This window comes from Psychrobacter frigidicola, from assembly GCF_007997305.1.
Classification (GTDB): domain Bacteria; phylum Pseudomonadota; class Gammaproteobacteria; order Pseudomonadales; family Moraxellaceae; genus Psychrobacter; species Psychrobacter frigidicola.
Map to the genome: position 1 here is coordinate 146,767 of NZ_VORZ01000002.1, position 21,912 is coordinate 168,678.

Annotated in this window: 19 protein-coding genes and 2 tRNA genes; 9 read left to right on the forward strand and 12 right to left on the reverse strand. The window is 43.3% G+C overall.

The window, feature by feature from the left end:
- Window positions 1-38 precede the first annotated feature (38 nt).
- The 8 genes from ES754_RS07200 to recN form a co-directional block, all read right to left on the reverse strand.
- On the reverse strand, window positions 39-956 hold the full coding sequence (locus ES754_RS07200) for a hypothetical protein (RefSeq protein ID WP_147223527.1): 918 nt from the start codon (window positions 954-956) through the stop codon (window positions 39-41).
- 56 nt (window positions 957-1,012) lie between these two features.
- Window positions 1,013-1,951 carry a site-specific tyrosine recombinase XerD gene (gene xerD, locus ES754_RS07205; RefSeq protein WP_147223528.1) on the reverse strand — a complete coding sequence of 313 codons (939 nt, stop codon included), beginning with the start codon at window positions 1,949-1,951 and terminating at the stop codon, window positions 1,013-1,015.
- Between the two features lie 129 nt (window positions 1,952-2,080).
- A complete protein-coding gene (locus tag ES754_RS07210) occupies window positions 2,081-3,265 on the reverse strand; it encodes a methyltransferase (protein WP_147223529.1) in 1,185 nt (394 codons plus the stop codon).
- A gap of 69 nt (window positions 3,266-3,334) precedes the next feature.
- Window positions 3,335-3,595 (reverse strand): sulfurtransferase TusA, encoded by a 261-nt coding sequence (gene tusA / locus ES754_RS07215; protein WP_147223530.1) that lies wholly within the window; start codon window positions 3,593-3,595, stop codon window positions 3,335-3,337.
- Between the two features lie 76 nt (window positions 3,596-3,671).
- Window positions 3,672-4,172 carry a hypothetical protein gene (locus tag ES754_RS07220; RefSeq protein WP_147223531.1) on the reverse strand — a complete coding sequence of 167 codons (501 nt, stop codon included), beginning with the start codon at window positions 4,170-4,172 and terminating at the stop codon, window positions 3,672-3,674.
- 129 nt (window positions 4,173-4,301) lie between these two features.
- A complete protein-coding gene (gene ruvX / locus ES754_RS07225; protein ID WP_147223873.1) occupies window positions 4,302-4,883 on the reverse strand; it encodes a Holliday junction resolvase RuvX in 582 nt (193 codons plus the stop codon).
- Window positions 4,884-4,998: 115 nt separating this feature from the next.
- Entirely contained in the window at window positions 4,999-5,562 is a 564-nt protein-coding gene (locus ES754_RS07230; RefSeq protein WP_147223532.1) for a YqgE/AlgH family protein, read from the reverse strand.
- A 97-nt stretch (window positions 5,563-5,659) separates the two neighbouring features.
- A complete protein-coding gene (recN, locus tag ES754_RS07235; RefSeq protein WP_147223533.1) occupies window positions 5,660-7,342 on the reverse strand; it encodes a DNA repair protein RecN in 1,683 nt (560 codons plus the stop codon).
- A 629-nt stretch (window positions 7,343-7,971) separates the two neighbouring features.
- Between recN and ppnP the strand changes: the two genes are divergently transcribed.
- Both ppnP and rlmB read left to right on the forward strand, forming a co-directional pair.
- Window positions 7,972-8,307, forward strand: coding sequence for a pyrimidine/purine nucleoside phosphorylase (ppnP, locus tag ES754_RS07240; protein WP_147223534.1), 336 nt, complete (start codon window positions 7,972-7,974; stop codon window positions 8,305-8,307).
- A 213-nt stretch (window positions 8,308-8,520) separates the two neighbouring features.
- Window positions 8,521-9,291: a 23S rRNA (guanosine(2251)-2'-O)-methyltransferase RlmB gene (gene rlmB, locus ES754_RS07245; RefSeq protein WP_147223535.1), complete on the forward strand. Its 771-nt coding sequence runs from the start codon at window positions 8,521-8,523 to the stop codon at window positions 9,289-9,291.
- Here the strand turns inward: rlmB and coaE are convergent.
- The 4 genes from coaE to pilB all read right to left on the reverse strand — a co-directional run bounded on the left by coaE (window position 9,254) and on the right by pilB (window position 14,240).
- Window positions 9,254-9,952: a dephospho-CoA kinase gene (gene coaE / locus ES754_RS07250; RefSeq protein WP_147223536.1), complete on the reverse strand. Its 699-nt coding sequence runs from the start codon at window positions 9,950-9,952 to the stop codon at window positions 9,254-9,256. The two genes, rlmB and coaE, sit on opposite strands and share 38 nt — an antisense overlap.
- A gap of 99 nt (window positions 9,953-10,051) precedes the next feature.
- Window positions 10,052-10,951, reverse strand: coding sequence for a prepilin peptidase (locus tag ES754_RS07255; RefSeq protein WP_147223874.1), 900 nt, complete (start codon window positions 10,949-10,951; stop codon window positions 10,052-10,054).
- Between the two features lie 22 nt (window positions 10,952-10,973).
- Window positions 10,974-12,197 carry a type II secretion system F family protein gene (locus ES754_RS07260; RefSeq protein ID WP_147223537.1) on the reverse strand — a complete coding sequence of 408 codons (1,224 nt, stop codon included), beginning with the start codon at window positions 12,195-12,197 and terminating at the stop codon, window positions 10,974-10,976.
- Window positions 12,198-12,530: 333 nt separating this feature from the next.
- Window positions 12,531-14,240, reverse strand: coding sequence for a type IV-A pilus assembly ATPase PilB (pilB, locus tag ES754_RS07265; RefSeq protein WP_147223538.1), 1,710 nt, complete (start codon window positions 14,238-14,240; stop codon window positions 12,531-12,533).
- A 330-nt stretch (window positions 14,241-14,570) separates the two neighbouring features.
- Here pilB and tpiA point away from each other — a divergent pair, with 330 nt between their 5' ends.
- From tpiA to infB, 7 genes are all read left to right on the forward strand, one after another.
- On the forward strand, window positions 14,571-15,398 hold the full coding sequence (tpiA, locus tag ES754_RS07270) for a triose-phosphate isomerase (RefSeq protein ID WP_147223539.1): 828 nt from the start codon (window positions 14,571-14,573) through the stop codon (window positions 15,396-15,398).
- A gap of 212 nt (window positions 15,399-15,610) precedes the next feature.
- Window positions 15,611-15,919: a preprotein translocase subunit SecG gene (gene secG, locus ES754_RS07275; RefSeq protein ID WP_147223540.1), complete on the forward strand. Its 309-nt coding sequence runs from the start codon at window positions 15,611-15,613 to the stop codon at window positions 15,917-15,919.
- A gap of 231 nt (window positions 15,920-16,150) precedes the next feature.
- Window positions 16,151-16,235, forward strand: a tRNA-Leu gene (locus tag ES754_RS07280).
- Between the two features lie 123 nt (window positions 16,236-16,358).
- Window positions 16,359-16,435, forward strand: a tRNA-Met gene (locus ES754_RS07285).
- A 406-nt stretch (window positions 16,436-16,841) separates the two neighbouring features.
- On the forward strand, window positions 16,842-17,342 hold the full coding sequence (gene rimP, locus ES754_RS07290; RefSeq protein ID WP_147223541.1) for a ribosome maturation factor RimP: 501 nt from the start codon (window positions 16,842-16,844) through the stop codon (window positions 17,340-17,342).
- A gap of 129 nt (window positions 17,343-17,471) precedes the next feature.
- Window positions 17,472-18,956, forward strand: a complete 1,485-nt coding sequence (gene nusA, locus ES754_RS07295) for a transcription termination factor NusA (RefSeq protein WP_147223542.1) — start codon at window positions 17,472-17,474, stop codon at window positions 18,954-18,956.
- A gap of 164 nt (window positions 18,957-19,120) precedes the next feature.
- Complete coding sequence (infB, locus tag ES754_RS07300) at window positions 19,121-21,847, forward strand: translation initiation factor IF-2 (protein ID WP_147223543.1); 2,727 nt, start codon at window positions 19,121-19,123, stop codon at window positions 21,845-21,847.
- The last annotated feature ends 65 nt before the right edge of the window (window positions 21,848-21,912 follow it).

Sequence of the window (21,912 nt, forward strand, 5' to 3'; positions counted from 1 at the left end):
GTTTGCACTCACGCTGCGCTGAGTAACCGTAATTTCTATTACTCTATATATCTAACATATTCAATAATACCTACTATTTCATCATAGTAGTTACTGTCATGGTTGTAATTTAAAATAGTGTTTCTGAGAGCTGAATCAATATCATTACATCCATTGCTAATGAAGTTTGAGACTGTTTCTTCCCTATACTTAGCTATCAGCTTATCAGTACCTTTTTTGACACTTTCAAAATCAGAAAGATATGTATCCGATTGAACCTGCATGATTCCAGTAGTCTTTATCTTTCCAGTGAAAAAAAATGTTCTTTCAAATAACCTATGTAGTTTACTTCTGTTAAAGCTCTCATATATTAATACCGCATATACTAATAAGCGTTCAGTAGTATCTACTGTTTCACTATCTATTATATATCCATATTTCAGTTCAAACTGAGAATACCTTGTTTCGATATATCTATCTTTACGCAGACTATTATCTTCTTTAAGCAAGTCAGCGTCGTTAATAGCTTTATAGATAAAAGCGATTATTCCTAACCACATCGCTGTAGCTACTTCTTGTTTATCGGGTAGAAGGTATACGCCTTCTAAAATTAATTTTATATAGACAACATACATTATGAAAAGAGATATAAGAACAACAACTATCTCTCTAGACCAATTAATTAATTTTCCTCTACCAGAAAAGATATTAAATAGTGTCCTTAGAATGAAATAATAAGGAACTACCATATAGATATTATTATTAAGACTCTTAAGGTCTGATATATAAAATAAGTAGGACAGTATAAAAGTAAGAAAAATAGGAGAAAAAGATTTATAGAGAATATTGAAAAAAGGAGAGGTGTCTTGAGTATCAAAAGACAAACTATAATACCCAGATTTTAATGACTGTTTACCAAAGAAATTTATAATGATGAAAAATAACATAGCTAACAGTATATGAAAAAAGACAGCCATCACTAATTTCCTGTGGGTTCAACTCAGACGATTTAATTCTAATTTAGATACTTATATCAACCCCGCGGATGATGCTCCGCATGCAACTTCTGCAATCTAGCCGTCGCCACATGCGTATATATCTGGGTGGTTGATAAATCACTATGTCCCAGTAATAACTGTACGCTACGTAAATCTGCACCATGATTTAATAAATGGGTAGCAAAGGCATGACGTAAGGTATGCGGCGATAAGTCTTTATCAATACTGGCAACTTTGGCGTATTTCTTTAGCAGATACCAAAAGTTTTGCCGGGTCATATAGCCACCTTGTGTGGTCAAAAATACTGCTTGGCAGTTGCCTGCTTTTAAATGGGCAATTAAATCCCCGCGCCCATGCGTGAGATAATCCTCTAACGCTTCTGCTGCATATTCTCCTAAAGGCACCAAGCGCGTTTTATTGCCTTTCCCTGTGATTTGTAGCCAGCCTGAATTCAAATTAACTTGTTCAATAGATAGATTAACCAATTCACTAACTCGCAGACCGCAGGCATATAACACCTCTAACATGGCTTTATCACGCAATCCAAGTGCAGTGCTACTATCGGGTGCAGCGAGCAAGTTATCAATATCAGCTTCTGCCAAGTCTTTAGGCAGTGGACGACCAATCTTTGGGGTTTTGATACGCTCGCACGGATTGTCATCGCGTAGATTACTGGCAATCATCCACAGATAGAACTGACGCAGACTGGAGAGCATACGAGCTTGGGTACGTGGGGTTTTGCCGTCTTGGGCGAGGATGGATAAACAATGTAATACTTCATCGGGTTGCCACAGTGTCAGTGCCTTATGTGATGTCAGCTCACAGCGCCGTAAATCTCGGATATAAGCATTGCGCGTACGCGTCGCCAAACCATGAGCGAGCATCGCCTGACGAAACTCAGTCATATAAGTCGGCTCGTCATCGATTGCCAACGCTTTGGGCTGGCGCGGTTGCAGCGCACGGTCGCGGCTCATAGGACAATACTCGGTAGTTGTATTTGACAGGATAAGTTGATTCGTTTAGAAAATTATCGCCTAACTTTATCGCTTAATACTATTAATAAAGAAATAATAAAGTGTTAATAAAATTTTGTTAGGAGGTTTTTAAGTTTCAGACACCAAACACCATAAAGAAGTGATTTCGCTACTTCTCGCAGCAAATAGCGGGTCAGTCTCGTCTTGGCTGCGACCATGTTTAGGTTGGGTATCGAGACGGTATTTCACCTCTAAACCAGCATCTGCAAACCAGCCCAACAATTCATCACGACTACGCAACTGTAAATGTTCCGCTAAATCTGAGAGAATCAACCAAACCTCTCCCTGCGCTGCTAAGTGCTGTTTTGCACCATGCAAAAATCCACGCAACATGGCACTATTAACATCATAAACGGCGTATTCTAATGGTGAGGTGGGCTTAGCGGGCAACCACGGTGGATTACAAACAATCAGATTAGCCAATGGTACATCCGTCGGATATAAATCCGCTTGCTGCAACTGCACAGCAGATAACCCTAAACGCGCAAAGTTTTCACTTGCACAAGCCAACGCCCGTGGATTCAAATCGGTTGCAATCACTTGTTTAACACCGCGCTGCGCCAAGATAATGGCCAGCAAACCAGTGCCGGTGCCAATATCGAAGGCGATATCATGCACAGTAGGCAATGGCGCATCGAGCAACAGCTGCACGTATTCATGACGGGTTGGCGCAAAGACGCCATAATGTGGGAAAATCGCTAGGTCTAAACTGTCAATCTGTACGCCTTTTGCGCGCCAACCCGCTGCACCTAACGCCCCTTGTAGGTCACGAAACGAGAGTAAGCACGGCTCATCCAACTGGCCAAAAGCAGCTTTACAGGCGGCGCTCACGTCAGAAGCGCGACGTAACTGGCTGACATAGCCAGCATCAAGCGCTAATAGTAAACGGCTCAATATGCGCGAACGTTGGGCTTGGGCTTGGCGTTGTTGATGAAATAAATTAGGTATCATCAAAACTTCATCTTTAGATTTAGCAGACTTATTCTTCTTGGCGGCTTTACTAATTTTGCGCTGCTCACTGCTTTCAATGCGTCGAGTGAGGGCTTGCAGTAATTGCCGCGCATTCTGAAAGTCACCTTGCCACAGCATGGACGTGCCCGCGCAAGCCAAACGATAGGCCTCATCGGCGGTGGTTTTGTCATCAACCAAAACAATACGTGCAGGCGGCACTTGCTTGCTCTCAGATAACCACCGCGCCTGACATAAGGTTTCGTTCTCAAACCACTGTACATACTGCTTTTCTGTTGCTAACACGCGACCTACCTTTAATATGAGCTTGTGAATGATATGTTTACCATAACGCCATGATAGCTTGGCGTTAGATTAAGCGCTCTTTTTCTTGACCAAATAACGATAGGTTGGCGCGTCATTTAACGTTTCTTGATGGACGAGGGTGTGTCCTAAATGCCGACAGAAATTAGGAATATCGCGAGTAGTAGCGGGGTCAGTGGCCAATATTTCAATAATATCACCGCCATCAGCTTTACGGACGGTTCTATGTAACATCATCACTGGCTCAGGACAAATCAGTCCTTGGGTGTCCAAATGATGATTGATAGAGATGTCTAATATAGAAGTTGTCATAGTCGTGGCTTTAAAAAGTAAATGAATAAATGTAAATAGGGTTGAGCGTGCGATCGATCTCAAGCATGGGTTTTATTTATAGCGACGGACTCTCTAAATCATCAGCTGTTTCGATGATTTCATGGTCATCCACTGCTAAAAAGTCAAAAAAGCGCTTAAAACTCACTTTAAATAAGAATGCCACGCCCAGCCAACAGGACAGCCCAAGCCAAGCGGTATCGGCAAATAACAAACCGCCAATCAATACGATGGCGGAAACCCCAATCGTCATTCTCACCATCGACGCTTGATTGAGACGATAGCGATAAATAATAAACGCATCATAAAGAGTAATGGGAATGGTCAGGGCAATCAGTACGTATGGCAGATTAAAAAATAGTCGATATAGCAGCTGGTTGTCATGGAACATCTTGATGCTGGCAATCGTTCCAAAGACCACAAAGGCAAAGATGGCGGCATAAATTAGGTACACCGCAATTTGGTTCGCGCGCTGTGCGCCTTTAATGCGGGCAATAGCAAGTGGGGCGAAACCATGTTGTGAGGCAGGTTGCGAAGATTGGTCTGGGGCAGTGGTCATAACAAGCAGCCATCTTTTGGGTAGATATTATTAAGAGAGTTATAAAGGTGCTTATAGTTATCGGTAGTTATAAGTGATAGCTAGTATTTATTAAGTAACTTGTTAAATAATAGCTATCACTATTTTTATTCAATCTGGTTTTATAGCATCAATCGCCAGTGCACTATTAGGGTCAGCAAAATAAGTCGATAGTAAAATACAGGCGGAGATATCATCAATCGGGTCACGCTCATTTTTAATCCAGCCTTGCTCCCACGCAATCTCACGTGCGCCCACTGAGCTTAGGCGCTCATCGCAATGCATCACTGTTGCCGGAATATGCTGCTCCATCAGTCGATGTGCCAAACGCCGCGCAAATTTATGGGCGCGTTTGGACAACATGGAGCTGCTGCCATCCATATTCAGTGGCAATCCAACCACTACAGTCGTCACGCCCCAGGTTTTAATAATACCAAGCAAATTATCCCAATCCGGTTGACCGTTATTCATGGCTAAGATGTCAAACGCGCGCGCGGTTTCGGTGATGGTATTGCCGAGCGCCATGCCCATTTTTTTGACGCCATAATCTAGACCTAAGATAAGATGCGCTTTTGGCACTGGCTCAGCGCTATCAACGAGCAGCTTATCACTTTCTGCTATAATTTTCGTTGCGCTACTACTTGCAAAGTTGCTATCTACAAAGTTACTATCTGAGAAGTTATTATCTGCCATAGTCATAGTAGTGGCTTTATCCTATGTTTATTAAACTGAGGAGCTTTAACTTATAGTTTTAGCTTGTTAACTATGCCAACAGTTATTTATCGACACTATTTATTGAAGTTAACCATTAGGCATGACCAATATCGCTGCTTAAATAATCGAAATTCACCCCAATTTTATCAGCGGCAACTTGCCAGCGTTCTTCAAAAGGGGTGTCAAATAATAAGGTTAAATCAGCAGGGCAAATCAACCAATCGCCATTATTAATTTCATGATTAAGCTGCTTTCTGCCCCAGCTGGCATGACCCAAGCACAGCTGATAATGACCGATTCCTTGACCTGCTGCAATACGCTTAAGAATATCTTGGCTGGTCGTAATGCAGACGTTTTCTGAGATAGCAAAAGAAGACGCCCATGTCGGCTGACCGGTATGTAGTACAAAGCCTACTTCAGGGTACATAGGCCCGCCGTCTAATGCCAAATCTTCCATCACTTGTGCATCAGTAACTTCAATGTCCAAATCCTCTAGCAGCTTACCCACACGTGCCTGCCCAAGGGGGCGATTGACCATCAAGCCTAAAGCGCCCTGCTTATCATGGCGACAGATGTATATGAGCGCCTGCTCAAACCGTGGGTCTGATAGCTCAGGCGCTGCAATTAAAAAGTGATGGGTCAAATTAGCTTTAGGCATAGAGGCTGGCACTACATAAAAGAGGGGGACATTACTATATGGCGATACTGGCTAGGAAAGCAACAGACGTCTGTTACAGTTACGGATTACTAACCATTTAAATTTTTACAGCCGTCAGTAGGCTGCGGGCATGTTCACGCGTGACTTCAGTAATGGTAACGCCACCTGACATCCGCGCCAGCTCATCGACTTGCGCGCTATCAGTCAGAATAAGCAACTCGCTTTGGGTTTGTTCATGATGATGTTTTTGCACTAAAATATGCTGATGCGCTTGAGCAGCGACTTGCGCTTGGTGGGTAATCGCTAATAATTGCTGGGTTTGCCCAAGGGCACGTAATAGCTCGCCAACCACTTGCGCGGTGCCGCCACTGATACCGACATCGACTTCATCAAATACTAGCATAGGTTTTGCTGCATTATTATCGCTACTGGTCGCTTGTAGCACTTGCATTACTAAGGCCATGCGCGATAACTCACCTCCTGAGGCAATTTTATATAGTGGCTGCATTGGCATGCCAACGTTGGCACTATATAAGAGATCAATATCGTAACACCCTTGCGCATTATAATGCGCTGAATCCGCTTTTTTGCTAAACACAAATTCGCAGCGGGCATTTGGCAGTGCAAGCGGTTGTAATTGTACTATAAGCTGCTTACATATTGCAGGCGCTGCTTGCGCGCGTGCTTCATGCAACTGAGTGGCTAGGGTTAGATAATTCTGCCATGCCTCATCAATTTGTGCAGCCAGCGCATCACTGCTTGGTTCATTCTCTAGCTGCTCTAACTGTTGCTGCCAGTCCTTTGCCTCATTTATTAAATCCCCTGCTGGCAAGCTGTGCTTGCGTGATAAGCGGTGGCCGAGACTTATTAAGCTATCCAGTTCTTGCAGACGCTCAGGATCAGGCAATTGCTGTTCCGCATAGTCTGCCAGTTGGGCAGTTACTTCAGTAATTTGTTGTTGGGCTAAATGCAGTTGCTCTGACGCTTGTCCAAAGGTTTGGCTCATCTCCATTTGCTGGTCGCAGAGCTTAATAGCCTGACCAAGCAAAGTCATCACGTCCGGCTCATCAGTATCATTATCGAGTAGATGCAAACCTTGACTGGCCTCTGTCATTAACGCTTCAATATTAGACAGCTCTTCATGCTCTGCCTCAATTTCGTGATAGTCAACGGCGAGTAGCGGGGTAATATCAGCCAACTGACTTTGTAGTAGCTGCATTCTATCTTGGCGTTGCGCTTCGCGATTGGCCAAGTCATCTGCTTGGCGTTTGAGCTGTTGATACTGCTGATAACTCGTGGCTGTCTGTTGCGCTAAGGGGGTTATCTGTGCCATGGCATCCAACCATTGCACTACGAATTGCGGTTTCAGCAACGCTTGCTGCGCATGTTGGCTATGAATATTTACCAGCAACGCTCCTAAGCTTTTGAGCTCCGCTAGGCTAACGGGTAGTCCGTTAAGCCACGCTTTTGAGCGTCCACTACTACTCAGCTGCCGCCGAATGAGCACTTCCGGTTCTTCTAAAATGCGCTCATGCGCCATGAACCAGTTATTGACTACTGCATTGTCTTTGATATCGAATTGGGCATAGATATCCGCATGTGCTGCGCCATGTCTGACCATGGCACTGTCTGCGCGCTCGCCCGCACATAAAGACAATGCATCTAACAGTAAAGACTTGCCTGCGCCCGTTTCACCGGTGATCACATTAAAGCCATCAGCGACATTGAGCTCGTGTTCAGCGATCAGCGCAAACTGGGATAAGGTTAACGATAACAGCATTAAAGCCTCTCATGGCAGACAATTAACCGCAATAAAATCTTATAAATAGCTATGAAAATAGATTCAAAAACAGGTCAGTTAAGTGGGAATTACTGGTCAGTATATAAGGTTAAGTGAGGTTAAATACAAATTAAATAACTATTTAAACGTTAATAAACAATGAATAAATAAATTATCAATTATCAGCATAACGGTTGCCATAGTCGATAAGCAGTACTGAACACTATAAGCATTATAAAATATAAAATATAACGGTACTTAGTCTTTCATTCTAAGCTATTTCACCTTCTTATTTTAGAGTATTTACTTTTGATAAATGAAGTAGATAACTCCTTATTATTGCAGCTGATTAATAGGATTATAGGTCACACGTTTTAAGCTCTAATAGCTATTTTCAGATGTGCTGTAACAAACTTTACAGATATAATGTGGTAGCATAATCTCACCTAATGATAACTTGTGACACAGCAACCAGCCATATGACATTATTTAATCAGCTCTCAGAGCCTTATCGTAATAGGCTTGATAGTAGGGATGTTAAGTAATAATTAGGTAAAAGTTCAGAGCCACACAACCAATCAATCACTTATTTTTTAGTTTAGCAATAATTATTTGATAAGGAAGTCACTATGACAGCCGCACAATTTACCAACGTGACAGTCAATGCCCATGCCACTATATCGTATGATGGGCGCTGTTCCAGTCATACTATTATGTTCGAGGATGGTCGGCATAAAACTTTAGGCGTTATTTTACCGTGTGACAATAGTGTTGAGTACTATCACTTCAGCACCAATACCTCCGAGCGCATTGAGATTATTAGCGGTGAATGTGAAGTCAAAATCAACGGCGATGAGGATTTCAGCTATTACCGCGCCGGCCAATCCTTTGTCGTCGAAGGCAATAGTAGCTTTAATTTGCGTACTGAAGAGATTATCCAGTATGTTTGCCATTTAGAAGGCTAAAGTATAGAAAAACAGTCATCATGAGAGTAGTGTTAGATAATTAATACCTTTGAAGCTACAGAGTGTTCTCTTAATTATTAGAATATTATAAGTTATAAAACGATAAATAAAATTATGAAGATTTTGCTTATATCTCTTTAATCAGAGTACTTATAGCAGTCGTTTACCTTCTATCGCATTCAGCGATATCTTTTTTTAATCAGCAGGCACGTTATGGCAAAACCCAGCTATTTTTATGGTATTCATGCGATTGAGGCGTTACTTGAATATCGTCCTACGGATGCGCTCAGCCTATTTGTGCAGCAAGGCCGCGAAAGTGACAGTCATGTACAAGCAATTATGGCGCAAGCACAAGCAAATGGCGTCAGTCTTCAGCCGACCCAAAAAGACAAGCTGACTCAGTTATGTGGCAGTCCGCAGCATCAAGGTGTGGTCCTGCACGCACGTCCGTTAGCCTTTGCTGATGAGGCCATTTTAGATAAGATTATCACTCGCGATCAGTGCTTATTGCTGGTGTTAGATCAAATTACCGATGCCCATAATTTTGGTGCCTGTCTGCGAACCGCTGTCGCTATGGGTGTTGACGCTGTTATTTGTCCCAAACATCATGCCGCCAGTTTAACTCCGACAGTCGCCAAGGTGTCAGTAGGGGCTGCTGAGATGATGCCCACTATTAGTGTGACCAATTTGGCGCGCGCATTATCGCATATCAAAAATGCGGGTGTATTCGTCTTTGGGACGGCACTAAATGCTGATGCCAAGCCAATACATGCAGCCGACTTGACGGGCAAAACAGCTCTAATCATGGGCTCAGAAGGAGAGGGCATGCGCCGTCTAACGACTGAGAGCTGTGATGAGCTGGTATATATTCCAATGTCTGGCAATGAGCATGGTAATTTGCAGAGCCTTAATGTCAGTGTTGCAACCGGTATGGCGCTGTACGAAGTTAATCGACAGCGTACTTTAGCTGCTGCGCAAGGTTAAGATAAGTTTGATGGAGGGGCTGCAACTGCAAATGTAGGGTAGCCACATCGCTTTCATTGACAATCACATCATCAGCATGATGATTGCGTGCCTCGCGGTCTAGCTGATTGGCCATAATAGCTCTAATTTTTGTCGCGCTTTGCTCATCGCGTAAACTGGCGCGTGCCAGCTGTGTGTCCTCGGCGACATCAATGACTAAAATGCGCTGGCATAAATTGGCCAATCCTGCTTCTGCACCCTCAATCAGTAGCGGCGCTGACAGCACGACATACGCTGAAGTACACGTAAGCAACTGCTCTTTTGCCGCCTCACGTATCGCCGGATGGGTGATAGATTCAAGTTCCATGAGGGCATCAGGATGCGCAAACACATAATTGCGTACAGCCGCGCGATCCATCTCTCCTGCAGGATTAAGCACCCAATCCCCAAATTTTTTCTGTATTTTATGCAGAGTGGCACTGCCCTTTGCAACGACCTCATGAGCAATCACATCAGCATCGATAATGTCAATGCCTTGCAGTGCAAACCAGTCACTAGCTGAGGACTTGCCGCTACCGATGCCCCCAGTCAGACCCACAACTAAAGTTTTACTTTTAGTTTGCTGACGTATTAAGTTGTTAGCGACTGATTGATGAGACGATGAATCAAAGTTTATTGACATAAGAGTGGCTTATTTGGCGGATAGAATAAATAACAAAGACAACTAATAAACAGAATAGATTGGTATGGATAGGTGATAAATCAATAACAAACATCGCCTTTAAACGTACATTCCCATATACCAGCTGACAATATCTGAGCCATATAATAAGGCAATAATACCCGCAATAGCAATATATGGACCAAACGCAAAGGGCTTACTTTCACCTTGTTTTCTCATCAAGATAATACCAACTATCGAGCCGAGTAGGGAGGAGAGTAAAATAATTAAGGGTAACATCATAGGGCCAAGCCATGCCCCTAATACGGCTAATAACTTAAAGTCTCCTTGCCCCATGCCATGTTTTTTAGTAATCAGATAAAATATTTTGACCACTATCCACAGCGATAAAAACCCAAGTAATAAGCCCCAAATAGATTGGGTTGGCGTTACAAACCAGCCTTGTGAGTTAACGGCTAAGCCCAATCCTGCCAAAGGAAAAGTCAGGCGGTCAGGTAACAGCTGAGTATCAAAATCAATGCCAGTTAGGGCAATCAGTGTCCAAACCAGTACCAAGGCAGACAGCCCAGTAGCCGTGACCCCAAAATGATAAATAACCAGACCTGAGAGCAGCGCAGTGACCAGCTCTACAACAGGGTATCGTATCCCAATAGGCGCCTTGCAGTCTGAGCAGCGCCCGCGCAAAACTAACCAGCTTACTAAGGGGATGTTTTCAACCCACTTAATTTTATGTGCGCAGTGTGGACAGCGTGAGGCGGGTAGACTCAAACTAATAGGAATGTCACTAGCAACGACGTTGGTCAATGCCGTTGTATGCTCAGCTGGCATGTCAGATTCATGCGCTAAAAACTGGCTGCATTCTTGCCGCCATGCATAGTGCATCATCAGTGGTATGCGGTGAATAACCACATTTAAAAAGCTGCCCACACAAAGCCCTAAAAGGGTAAATACGACGAGCGCCACGCTCATATTGTTTTGTAATAATTGGATCAATTGCATCAAGTGACTGTCCTTTGTTTTACTATCCTACTACTGAGCCCATCTGGAAGATAGGCAAATACATAGCGATGACTAAGCCACCAACCAAGACCCCGAGCACGGCCATAATCATGGGCTCCATTAAACTGGTCAAACCATCAACCGCATTATCGACTTCGTTTTCGTAATAGACCGCTACTTTATCGAGCATCTCCTCTAAGCTACCAGACTCCTCACCGATACCTACCATTTGAATCGCTAAGCTGGGAAATAAGTTAGTAGATCGCATTGAGAACTGTAGCTGCTGACCCGTAGACACATCATTTTTGATTTGCTGGGTGGCATTATAAAACACGACGTTGTTGGTTGCACCAGCGGTCGACTCTAGCGCATCAATAAGCGGTACCCCAGCGGCAAAGGTGGTGGCTAAAGTACGAGCAAAACGCGCGATAACCGCTTGATAAGCAATGTTGCCAAATATAGGCGCTTTTAACGTTGCCCGATCTAAAAAGTCGCGGAACTTCTTTGAACGCTTTTTACCTTCAGAAAAGCCAACAATGGCTCCCCCGATAAGAATAATTAAAATAAACCACCATGACTGCATCCATTCAGACATGTGCACCACCATCTGGGTAAAGGCGGGCAATTCAGCACCAAAAGATTCGAACAGACCAGAGAATACAGGGACGACTTTAATCAGCAGAATCATGGTAACAATGACCGCCACGATAATGACTGCCATTGGATATTTTAAAGCTTTTTTAATTTTAGCTTTAAGTAGCTCACTTTTTTCTTTATAAGTGGCAACCCGCTCCAACATGGTCTCAAGCGCCCCTGACTGCTCACCAGAATCGACCAGTGAGCAAAATAGATCATCAAAATAGCGTGGATGTCGACGTAGTGCTGAGGCAAAAGTGCCGCCTGCTTCGATATCGCCTTTAATTTGTAATACCAGCTCTTTCATACTGGGGTTATCTAGTGAATCCGCGACAATCTCAAACGATTGGGTCAAAGGTACGCCAGCTTTCATCATAGTCGCTAGTTGCCGCGAAAAGATAGCAATATCAATGGGCTTAATGGATTTCTTAAAGGTATATAATGGCTTAGGTTTTTTCTTAATAGATTTAACCGTGATGCCTTGTTTGCGCAATGTTGCCTTTGCCAGCTCCAAATTTCGACTGGTAGTCTCGCCTTTTACTTTTTGCCCACGGCGATTGACCCCGTCATAAACAAAGTCTAATAGCATGTCGGTCTTCACTTTTGCCATATCCCTACCTCAAAGGTTACTTATTTTGCTCGGTATTTTTGCTTAAGAAGTCTGCTTACTATTACTAATAACCGCTATTAGTAACCGTTAAAAACTAACGTTTGAAGACCCTTACTCAAGCCAAAGTGATGAACCGACCGCTATGTATTATCTGACAATTATTTATCTGATTGCTGTTTATCTGACTGCTACTTATACAGTCTTATTTGTACAAAGCTAATTATGAAAGGCTGTTGTGAGTTAACTCTATTTTAAGCTAAGCTATTATGAACACTATTCTAGTCTAATGTAGCATTAACTATAACTATCGCGCTTTATTTTAAGCGCTGATTGCTACTCAGAAGTAACGCGCATCAGCTCTTGAATACTAGTGACCCCTTGCAACACTTTTAAAATACCGGAGCGACGCAAATCACGAAAGCCGTTTTTGAGCGCCGCATCTTTAATATCAATTGCATTACCATCTTCCATAATAATACGAGAGATGTCAGGACTAATTTTCATTACCTCATAAATACCGACTCGGCCTTTATAACCATCGCGGCACTCACCACAACCGATCGGTTCATAAATAACGTTGTCTGGATTGTCCAAGTCGACCTCACTAAAGCCAAGCTCCAGCAAGCTTTTTTGCGGAATGGTGATAGGTTTTTTACAGTTTTTACATAAGCGTCGTGCTAGCCGTTGAGCGATAACTAAGTTTACAGAAGTAGCAATGTTAAATGATGCCACGCCCATATTACGTAGACGCGTTAAGGTTTCAGGCGCAGAGTTGGTATGCAGGGTTGATAGTACCATGTGTCCCGTTTGTGCCGCTTTAATAGCAATTTCTGCGGTTTCAAGGTCGCGAATCTCACCTACCATCACAATATCTGGATCTTGACGTAAGAAAGATTTGAGAGCGTTTGAGAAGGTAAGGCCTACTTTAGGATTAACGTTGACTTGATTAATACCTTCAAGGTTAATCTCGACTGGATCTTCGGCGGTTGAGATATTAGTCTCACCGGTATTGAGGATATTAATACCGGTATAAAGGGAGACCGTTTTACCCGAACCGGTAGGACCCGTTATAAGAAGCATACCTTGCGGCTTGTGCAACGCTTCTAGAAACATCTCTTTTTGATCCGGCTCGTAGCCTAACGCTTCAATACCAAGCATCGCTGAAGAGGGATCTAAAATACGCAGAACGATTTTTTCACCGAATAGCGTGGGTAAGGAGTTTACCCGAAAGTCGATGGCTTTATTTTTGGAGATTTTAAGCTTAATACGCCCATCTTGCGGTACACGGCGCTCGGAGATGTCCATTTGTGACATAACTTTGAGACGCGCTGCAATTTTGCCAGCAAGTTGTACGGGTGGATTGGACATTTTTTGCATCACCCCATCGACCCGAAAGCGTACTCGATAGGACTTTTCATAAGGTTCAAAATGCAAGTCGGACGCTCCCATGCGAATAGCCTCAACCAGCATTTTATTGACAAATTTTACGACTGGTGCTTCATCGACACTATCACTAAGTTTGGTTTCACCCTCATCGTCTTCACTATCTTCAAAGTCGACCCCTAAGTCACTATCGGCAAAACTACCGAAACTTTGCATAGTATCAGCAAAGACACTGTCGATACGCTTTTTAAGCTTATCTTCTTCAACCACCACCGTTTCAACAGACAGTCGTGAGTTAAAAGCTATGGCATCGATCGCATCAATACGTGTGGGGTCACTAAGCGCCACAAACAGGCGCTGACCGCGCTTAAAAATAGGCAGAGCATTAAACTTACGGACGATTTTTTCATCAACTAAGTCCTTGGGTATGCTATCGCTACTCAGCGTGTTCAGATCAAAGAACGGATCATCGAACGATTGTGATAGTAGCTGCGCCAAAGCATAAGCATTGGCCATTTTATTGTTGACCAGATACGTCACCAGCCCGATTTGCTGCTGCTGGGATTCCGCTTGGGCCGTTTTCATTAGCGCTTCACTGACGATACCTTGACTGATTAACTGCTGCGGCAGACCACCAAACTTACTGTTTGTAGTAGACATAAATCTCTCTTCCTAATACTGGGTATGCGACAACACGATAAATATATTAAAAGTAATAAAGTTATATGCAAGAAACATGACAATTAAGTCAGTAACTTATTCTTAGTAACCTTTAAATAAAAGAGCTAAAGACAGCTTAAACAAGGAAAATCGTCATCACACCAGCATATTTATAAGTTTAGAAACAGCGAAACGGCATGTCAGCACAGTGGTGATTGATTAAAGCCATGATTGAATAGTGCCTATACTATAGCACTTGGCAAATATTTGTTATACTTGCGCGCATATCAGCCGTATCGGCAATGACAATCCACACAAGAGAGATGAGTGATGCAAGCTTGGGTAATTGGTAATTGGAAGCAAAATCCAGCAACAAACCACGATGTTAATACACTAGTAGATGCCTTATTAAAGGCGACTAGCAAGAATAATGCTGCTGCTAGCGAAGCAGCGATAACCCCTGCCTGCCAATTAATGGTTGCGCCCAGTTGTATCCATTTGGCAAATGTTAGCGACCGCCTGCAAGGCTCGTCACTATTGTGTGCCGCGCAAGATATCAGCGCCCATAGTCATAGTACCGGAGCATATACCGGAGACTGTTCCGCCCAACAAGTGGTCGATGCTGGTGCGTCGTGGACGCTATTAGGACACTCTGAGCGCAGGCAATACCATCAAGAATCCAATGATACCCTCGTACAAAAACTCGATAATGCGTTGGCCCAAGGTTTAGGCGTTGTACTTTGTGTGGGTGAAACCCAAGTGCAATATGATGATAAGCAAACCCTCGAGGTATTAGGCGAGCAACTGTCAGTCATTAAAGCGTTGCTGGCTCAATCATCAAACCAAGAACCTGAATTTGCGCAAATGCTAGCGCCACATTTGATTGTTGCTTATGAGCCTGTGTGGGCTATTGGTACTGGCAAAGTACCTACCGTGGCGGAAGTCAGTGCCACGCACGACTATATTAAGCAAACCGTTGCCAGTTTCGCAGCGCCGCTTACAAACGTTAGTGTATTATATGGCGGTAGTGTCAATGCCGATAACGCAGATGATTTTGCTGCAAGCCCTATGATAGATGGGGCATTAGTCGGTGGTGCTGCGCTAAAGGCTGACAGCTTTTTGGCAATCGCAGCTGCCTTCACACGAGCTAAAGCTTAGCCTACTTGCTAAAGTTCAGCTCATATAATCTTATACGCGTTACTTACGGCATCTAAAAACGTCCTAATAAATTGTGATAAGTGTGTTTAACAGTGGCCTTGCAATCGTGTACAATGCGCCTTATTTAATCGTTTCATACTTTAATGTCAATGTATTGACCCAAAGATTTAATAACCGTTATCAGTCGTCATTACACGGCAAAAGAGGACACCATGTATACGTTTATATTAGCCCTGCATATTATTGTGGCGATTGCCATGACCGGCTTGATTTTGATACAGCATGGTAAAGGGGCAGACGCTGGGGCTTCTTTTGGTGCAGGTTCTTCAGGAACTGTATTCGGCGCTGCCGGCACTGCCAACTTTTTGACTCGTGCTACGGCTGTATTGACTGCCATATTTTTTGTGACTAGTATGACTTTAGCAGTACAGGCTCGTAAGCAGGCAGAAGACCAATTTCGTCTAGACGCGCCAGTTTCAGCGCCGCAAACGCCACGTCCGTTGAATAAAAATTCTCAATAACAAAATATGTTTATGTTAGGGCTCTAAAGTCATAAATCTTCTATATTCGTATTGATGTTAGTGTTTTTGATAGTCGTACTTGCTATTTCAATCCGTTAGTTTTACAATGCTTGCCTACTTTTAGAGCACCTTACTTACCCGTTGCCATCCTCATGGTTCAGCAGATAAGCATAAAAGCAGTGTCACAAAAGAAAATACAGCAGACCAAAGTAAAGCACACAGTAGTAATAAGCGATTGTGGTGGAATTGGTAGACACGCCATCTTGAGGGGGTGGTGGCGCAAGCTGTGGGGGTTCAAGTCCCCCCAATCGCACCAAGTTTTTATACGCTACACAGCGTTGGGTCAGATGTTATAACAACAAGATTTTTAATTTAAGTTTATTTAAAATAAAGATTGACAGTTGTATAAAACTTACCTATAATGTGCGTTCTAGATTGATGCGGGGTGGAGCAGTCTGGTAGCTCGTCGGGCTCATAACCCGAAGGTCGTTGGTTCAAATCCAGCCCCCGCTACCACTTTTATACTGATATTTTGTAACCTAAATTTCTCAGTGCTGATAAGCCCACCATTACGTTTGTGGGTTTTTTTGTATCTGAAAGTTAGTGTTAATGCGGTATCTATCCTACTTATGTTAAGCTCTATAGCTATAGAGTGCGATAATCTCCGTTAGTTATTTCATTGTTCGTCAGAGCCAATTCCCTTTACTTTGTTATATTTGCAGCTGCTTTCTTTTAAAATAACATTGCTGATGTTTATATTATAATAAAATTTCCCTGTAACTTTTAAGAAGTCTTTAAATAACAAATACATTATTGGCAAATATTAAAAGTAACGATGTATAACCCTTTAAAAATAGTTATCAACCCATTATATAAGTCACTTGGCACGACTGATAAGTGAATAGGAAGATATAAATAGATTATGAAACTTTCAACCAAAGTTGCAGAATTGACAGCCATTATTGCCCCCGCCGTTGCGGCATGTGACGTTGCATTATGGGGTGTAGAGTTTGCACCACAAGGCCAGCGTTCTCTGCTGCGTATTTATATTGAATCGTTGCCTGAAGAGCAAGCGCAAGACAAGCATGTGACAATTGAAAACTGCGCAGCGGTGAACCACCAAGTCAGTGGTATTCTTGAAGTACATGATCCTATTGCAGGAGAATATATCTTAGAGGTATCGTCACCTGGGTTTGATCGAGCGTTTTTTTCTGATGAGCAGATGCATCATTATATCGGACAGACAGTCAGCTTACGCTTAATACAAGCAATAGGACAAGGCGATCAAAAACGCCGAAAAGTCACGGGTATACTAGATAGTATAGATACTACGAGCTTAAAGATGACGACTACTGATAATGAGCAGTTTGAGATTGATTTGAGTAATATTGATAAAGCCAATTTAATTTATGAAGACGCTTAGCATTATAGGCTGAGCACTATAGATAAATTACTCAATCTTTAAATTGCGTATGGCTTACGGTTGCAACATAAGATTAATACATAAATTATAAAATTTAAGCCAATTATAAAATGATAGGACAGGTATAGCATGAGTCGTGAAATTTTAACGGTTGTTGAAACCGTCAGTAATGAGAAAGGCTTAAATCCTGAAGACATCTTTGAAGCCATAGAAGATGCTCTGGTAGTCTCGACCAAGAAAAAAGTATATACCGAACAGCCAGAAGTTGAGGTGAGGGTCGCGATTAATCGTGAAACTGGTGATTATGATACTTATCGTTATTGGACAGTTGTGGCTGATGAAGACCACGAGATGCCAGCTTGTCAGCTTGCTATTACAGATCTTGATCAAGAAGAGTGGTCAATTGGTGATATCAAAGAAGAGCAGATTGATTCTATTGAATTTGGGCGTATTGCAGCGACTCAAGCCAAGCAAGTTATCATTCAAAAGATTCGCGAAGCTGAACGTGCTTTAGTAGCGGATGCTTTTGAGCCCCGTGTTGGCGAGATGATGTATGGTGAGGTCAAAAAACAGACGCGCGATGGTTATATTATCGATTTAGGTGACAATGCTGAAGGTTATCTGTCACGAGATCAGATACTTCCACGTGAGCAACTGCGTGTAAAGTCACGTATTAATGCCATTTTATACCATGTTAATCGCGAAAACCGCGGTGCACAGTTATTACTATCTCGCACCCATTCTGAGATGCTCTCAGCCCTCATGCAAAAAGAAGTGCCTGAGATTGCTGAAGAGATTATTGAAATTCGTAACGTCGCTCGTCTGCCGGGTACCCGTGCTAAAATAGCCGTTAAAACCAATGATCATCGTATCGATCCCGTAGGTGCTTGTATCGGCATGCGTGGTACGCGTATCCAAGCCGTTCAGCAAGAGCTTGATGGCGAACGTATTGATGTGGTGGTCTGGTCAGACGATCCAGCCCAGTACATTATAAGCTCGCTTGAGCCGGCTGACGTGAGTAGTATTATTCTCGATGAAGACACCAAAACGGCTGATATTGTTTTTGCAACCAATGATCAGTTGGCACGTGCGATCGGCTCTCAAGGTCAAAATGTGCGTCTAGCTTCTGAGTTGACCGGTTATAAACTCAATATGATGCTAGAAGAAGAATATCAGCAGCGTCAAGAAAATGAATCAAAAGCCTTCATTGATCTATTCTATGAGCGTTTAGAAGTAGATAAAGATTTAGCTCAAGCGCTAGTAGATATTGGTTTTACCAGTATTGAAGAAGTGGCGTATGTACCTGTTGAGACCTTTTATGATATCGAAGGTTTAGATGACGAAGCGATTGATATGATTCAAGAGCGTGCTAAAGAAGTCGTTATTGCAGATGAGCTAGTCAAACAACAAAATATGAAAGAGCCAAGTCAAGAGCTGCAAGATCTTGAAGGTATGACGGTCAGCTGGGCTTATAAAATGGCACAAAAAGACATTATTACCGTTGATGATTTGGCTGAACAAGCAGTATTTGATTTAGAAGATATTGAAGGCTTAGATGCTGAAACAGCAGGACAGCTCATTATGAAAGCTCGGGAATCTTGGTTCAATGAATAGGCGTTAACTGCATATCGCTGTCTTTTGGTGATATGCTAGCGACAATATAGGGCTGGTATCGTTTTCATGTTAATAAACAACGTAAATATCAGTCTTAACGCAATCATTTGTAGCCAAAAATTGAATTGAACATATAGCAAACAATAGACAGTAGGTGATAATCAATGGCAGATAAGACCGTCAAAGAACTGGCAGATATGGTAGGCAAAGCCGCAAGCGCTGTAAAGCAGCAATTAGTGGATGCTGGGCTGCCTGCTCGTGGGGAGGATGACTTAGTCACCGAACTTGAGCAAGAGAAGTTGGTGACGTATTTAAAACAAAGCCACGGCCAGCAAGATAAGCGCCGTATTAGTCTAAAATCTAAGACGACCAGTACTGCGCGAGTGACTGGCTCTTCAGGTAAATCGAAAAGCGTTAATGTTGAAGTACGTAAAAAGAAAGTTTTTGAGAAGCCTGATCCAGAAAAGATGGCTGAAGAGCTGGCAGCACGCGAACAAGCACTGATTGAATCGCAAGCACGTACCGCTAAAGATGCTGAAGAACGTGCGGTTACTAAGCAAAAAGCGGAAGAACGCCAAGCGGCAACGTTAGCCGCAATGCGTACCAGCTTAGGTTCAAGTAAAACCTCAGGCGGTAAAAGCGCTAAAGTTTCTACGTCTTCAGTAGTGGTCAAAAAAGGTGGTAAAGCTACCGTTGAGATCAAGCCTAAAGAACAAGTGAAGAAGAAAGTCGCTGCTACTAAGCCAAAAGTTGAAACCGCAGTTGAGCGTAAAGCACGTGAAGTGCGTGAAAAAGAAGAAAATCGTTTACGTCAAATCGAAACAGAAACGCGCCAAGCACAAGCTAAAGAGGCGCAAAAGCGTACCCTTGAGCAGATGCGTAAAATGGCGGGTAAATATACGGATCAGCCTGCTGCTGAAGTACGTAAAGATGAACCACTGGCTGAAGGTCTGGTCGGTGATGCATTAGAAGAATCATTTGAGAAAGAACGTCGCGAAATTAAGCGCGGTGCTAGCAGTACTGGTGCCCGTGGTCGTCGCCGTAAGAATCAAGATGAGCGCGAGATGAAAAACCGTAACAGCGGTTTACGCTCAGCGCAATCATCACAGCATAAGTTTGAAAAACCGGTTGAAAAAATCGTTTATGATGTTGAGATTAGCGAGCAAATTGCTGTAGCAGATCTTGCTCAGCGTATGGCCGTTAAAGCTCGTGAAGTCACTAAGCTATTAATGAAGATGGGTGAAATGGCGACTGAGTCAGATACCATCGACCAAGCGACAGCAAGTCTGATCGTAGAAGAGATGGGTCACAACCCAGTACCTGTTAGTGATACTAAGGTTGAAGACGATCTTCATGATGCGGTTGATGAGCGTAGTAGTAACGTTCAAGCGCGTCCACCAGTGGTTACCATCATGGGTCATGTCGACCATGGTAAGACTTCGTTACTTGATAAGATTCGTGAAACTAAAGTTGCAACTGGCGAAGCTGGTGGTATCACGCAGCATATCGGTGCCTATCACGTCAAAACTGCTCGCGGTGTTATTACTTTCCTTGATACCCCAGGCCATGCTGCCTTTAGTGCGATGCGTTCACGCGGTGCTCAAGCGACGGATATTGTGGTATTAGTGGTCGCTGCTGATGATGGCATGATGCCGCAAACGGAAGAAGCAATTGACCATGCTCGCGCGGCTGGTACGCCGATTATTGTTGCGATTAACAAGATGGATAAGCCAAGTGCAGATCCAGATCGTGTATTGAATGAATTAACTGCCAAACAAGTCATTTCAGAAGAATGGGGCGGTGATACCCCCATGGCGCGTATCTCAGCCAAAACTGGCGAAGGTATTGATGAGCTTTTAGAATATATTAGCTTAACAGCGGAGCTAATGGAATTAGAAGCGCCGCTAGACGGTGCTGCTCAAGGTGTGGTCATCGAATCAAGACTTGAGAAAGGCCGTGGCCCTGTGGTCAGCGTACTGGTTAAAAAAGGTACCTTGAAACAAGGCGATTTAGTATTAGCGGGTGAATATTATGGTAAAGTTCGGGCAATGACTGATGAACATGGTAAACGCATTCAATCAGCAGGCCCCTCTATTCCCGTTGAGATTTTAGGCTTGCCCGAAACACCAGCGGCTGGTAGTGAGTTCTTGGTCGTTACTGATGAGAAAAAAGCGCGTGAAGTGGCAGACTTTAGAGCCAACCGTGAGCGTGAGCAGCAACTTGATCGTCAAAATACCATGCGCTTAGAGAGCCTATTTGAGCAAATGGAACAAGGTGATGTGTCGTTCTTGAATATTGTGCTAAAAACTGATGTTCGCGGTTCGCTTGAAGCCTTACTCTCTGCATTAAACGAGCTATCCACAGATGAAGTGAAGGTTCGAGTCATCAGCTCAGGCGTAGGTCCGATATCTGAATCTGATGTGACCCTTGCAGAGTCTAGTGAAGCGGTCTTGTTAGGCTTTAACGTCCGTGCCGATGCGACTGCGCGCCGTAAAGCAGACGCTGCTGACATGGATATACGTTATTACAGTGTAATCTATGGCTTAATCGATGATGTAAAAGCAGCAATGAGTGGTTTACTTGCGCCTGAACATCGCGAGAAAATCTTGGGTATTGCTGACGTTCGCGAAGTGTTCCGCTCTAGTAAGTTCGGTGCAGCTGCTGGTTGTATGGTGGTTGAAGGGACGATTTATCGTAACAAGCCAATCCGCGTCTTGCGTGATGACCAAGTTATCTTTACTGGTCAGTTACAGTCATTACGTCGTTATAAAGAAGATGTTAACGAGGTGCGCACTGGTATGGAATGTGGTCTTGCCGTTCGAGGCTACGATGTTGAAGATGGCGATAAAATCGAAGTCTTTGAAATCCAGCAGTTTGAGCGCACTATCTAAGCACGCAACAAGCCTAATCAGCTGAGCATCTTTAGCCTTGCTGACGGATATCACGCTGTATTTAG

Bases quoted from the DNA above. Each gene is read 5' to 3' on its own strand.
- ES754_RS07200 (WP_147223527.1), bottom strand. From the start codon at position 956: ATGGCTGTCTTTTTTCATATACTGTTAGCTATGTTATTTTTCATCATT.
- xerD (WP_147223528.1), bottom strand. From the start codon at position 1,951: ATGAGCCGCGACCGTGCGCTGCAACCGCGCCAGCCCAAAGCGTTGGCA.
- tusA (WP_147223530.1), bottom strand. From the start codon at position 3,595: ATGACAACTTCTATATTAGACATCTCTATCAATCATCATTTGGACACC.
- ES754_RS07220 (WP_147223531.1), bottom strand. From the start codon at position 4,172: ATGACCACTGCCCCAGACCAATCTTCGCAACCTGCCTCACAACATGGT.
- ruvX (WP_147223873.1), bottom strand. From the start codon at position 4,883: ATGGCAGATAATAACTTCTCAGATAGTAACTTTGTAGATAGCAACTTT.
- ES754_RS07230 (WP_147223532.1), bottom strand. From the start codon at position 5,562: ATGCCTAAAGCTAATTTGACCCATCACTTTTTAATTGCAGCGCCTGAG.
- recN (WP_147223533.1), bottom strand. From the start codon at position 7,342: ATGCTGTTATCGTTAACCTTATCCCAGTTTGCGCTGATCGCTGAACAC.
- ppnP (WP_147223534.1), top strand. From the start codon at position 7,972: ATGACAGCCGCACAATTTACCAACGTGACAGTCAATGCCCATGCCACT.
- rlmB (WP_147223535.1), top strand. From the start codon at position 8,521: ATGGCAAAACCCAGCTATTTTTATGGTATTCATGCGATTGAGGCGTTA.
- coaE (WP_147223536.1), bottom strand. From the start codon at position 9,952: ATGTCAATAAACTTTGATTCATCGTCTCATCAATCAGTCGCTAACAAC.
- ES754_RS07255 (WP_147223874.1), bottom strand. From the start codon at position 10,951: ATGCAATTGATCCAATTATTACAAAACAATATGAGCGTGGCGCTCGTC.
- ES754_RS07260 (WP_147223537.1), bottom strand. From the start codon at position 12,197: ATGGCAAAAGTGAAGACCGACATGCTATTAGACTTTGTTTATGACGGG.
- pilB (WP_147223538.1), bottom strand. From the start codon at position 14,240: ATGTCTACTACAAACAGTAAGTTTGGTGGTCTGCCGCAGCAGTTAATC.
- tpiA (WP_147223539.1), top strand. From the start codon at position 14,571: ATGCAAGCTTGGGTAATTGGTAATTGGAAGCAAAATCCAGCAACAAAC.
- secG (WP_147223540.1), top strand. From the start codon at position 15,611: ATGTATACGTTTATATTAGCCCTGCATATTATTGTGGCGATTGCCATG.
- rimP (WP_147223541.1), top strand. From the start codon at position 16,842: ATGAAACTTTCAACCAAAGTTGCAGAATTGACAGCCATTATTGCCCCC.
- nusA (WP_147223542.1), top strand. From the start codon at position 17,472: ATGAGTCGTGAAATTTTAACGGTTGTTGAAACCGTCAGTAATGAGAAA.
- infB (WP_147223543.1), top strand. From the start codon at position 19,121: ATGGCAGATAAGACCGTCAAAGAACTGGCAGATATGGTAGGCAAAGCC.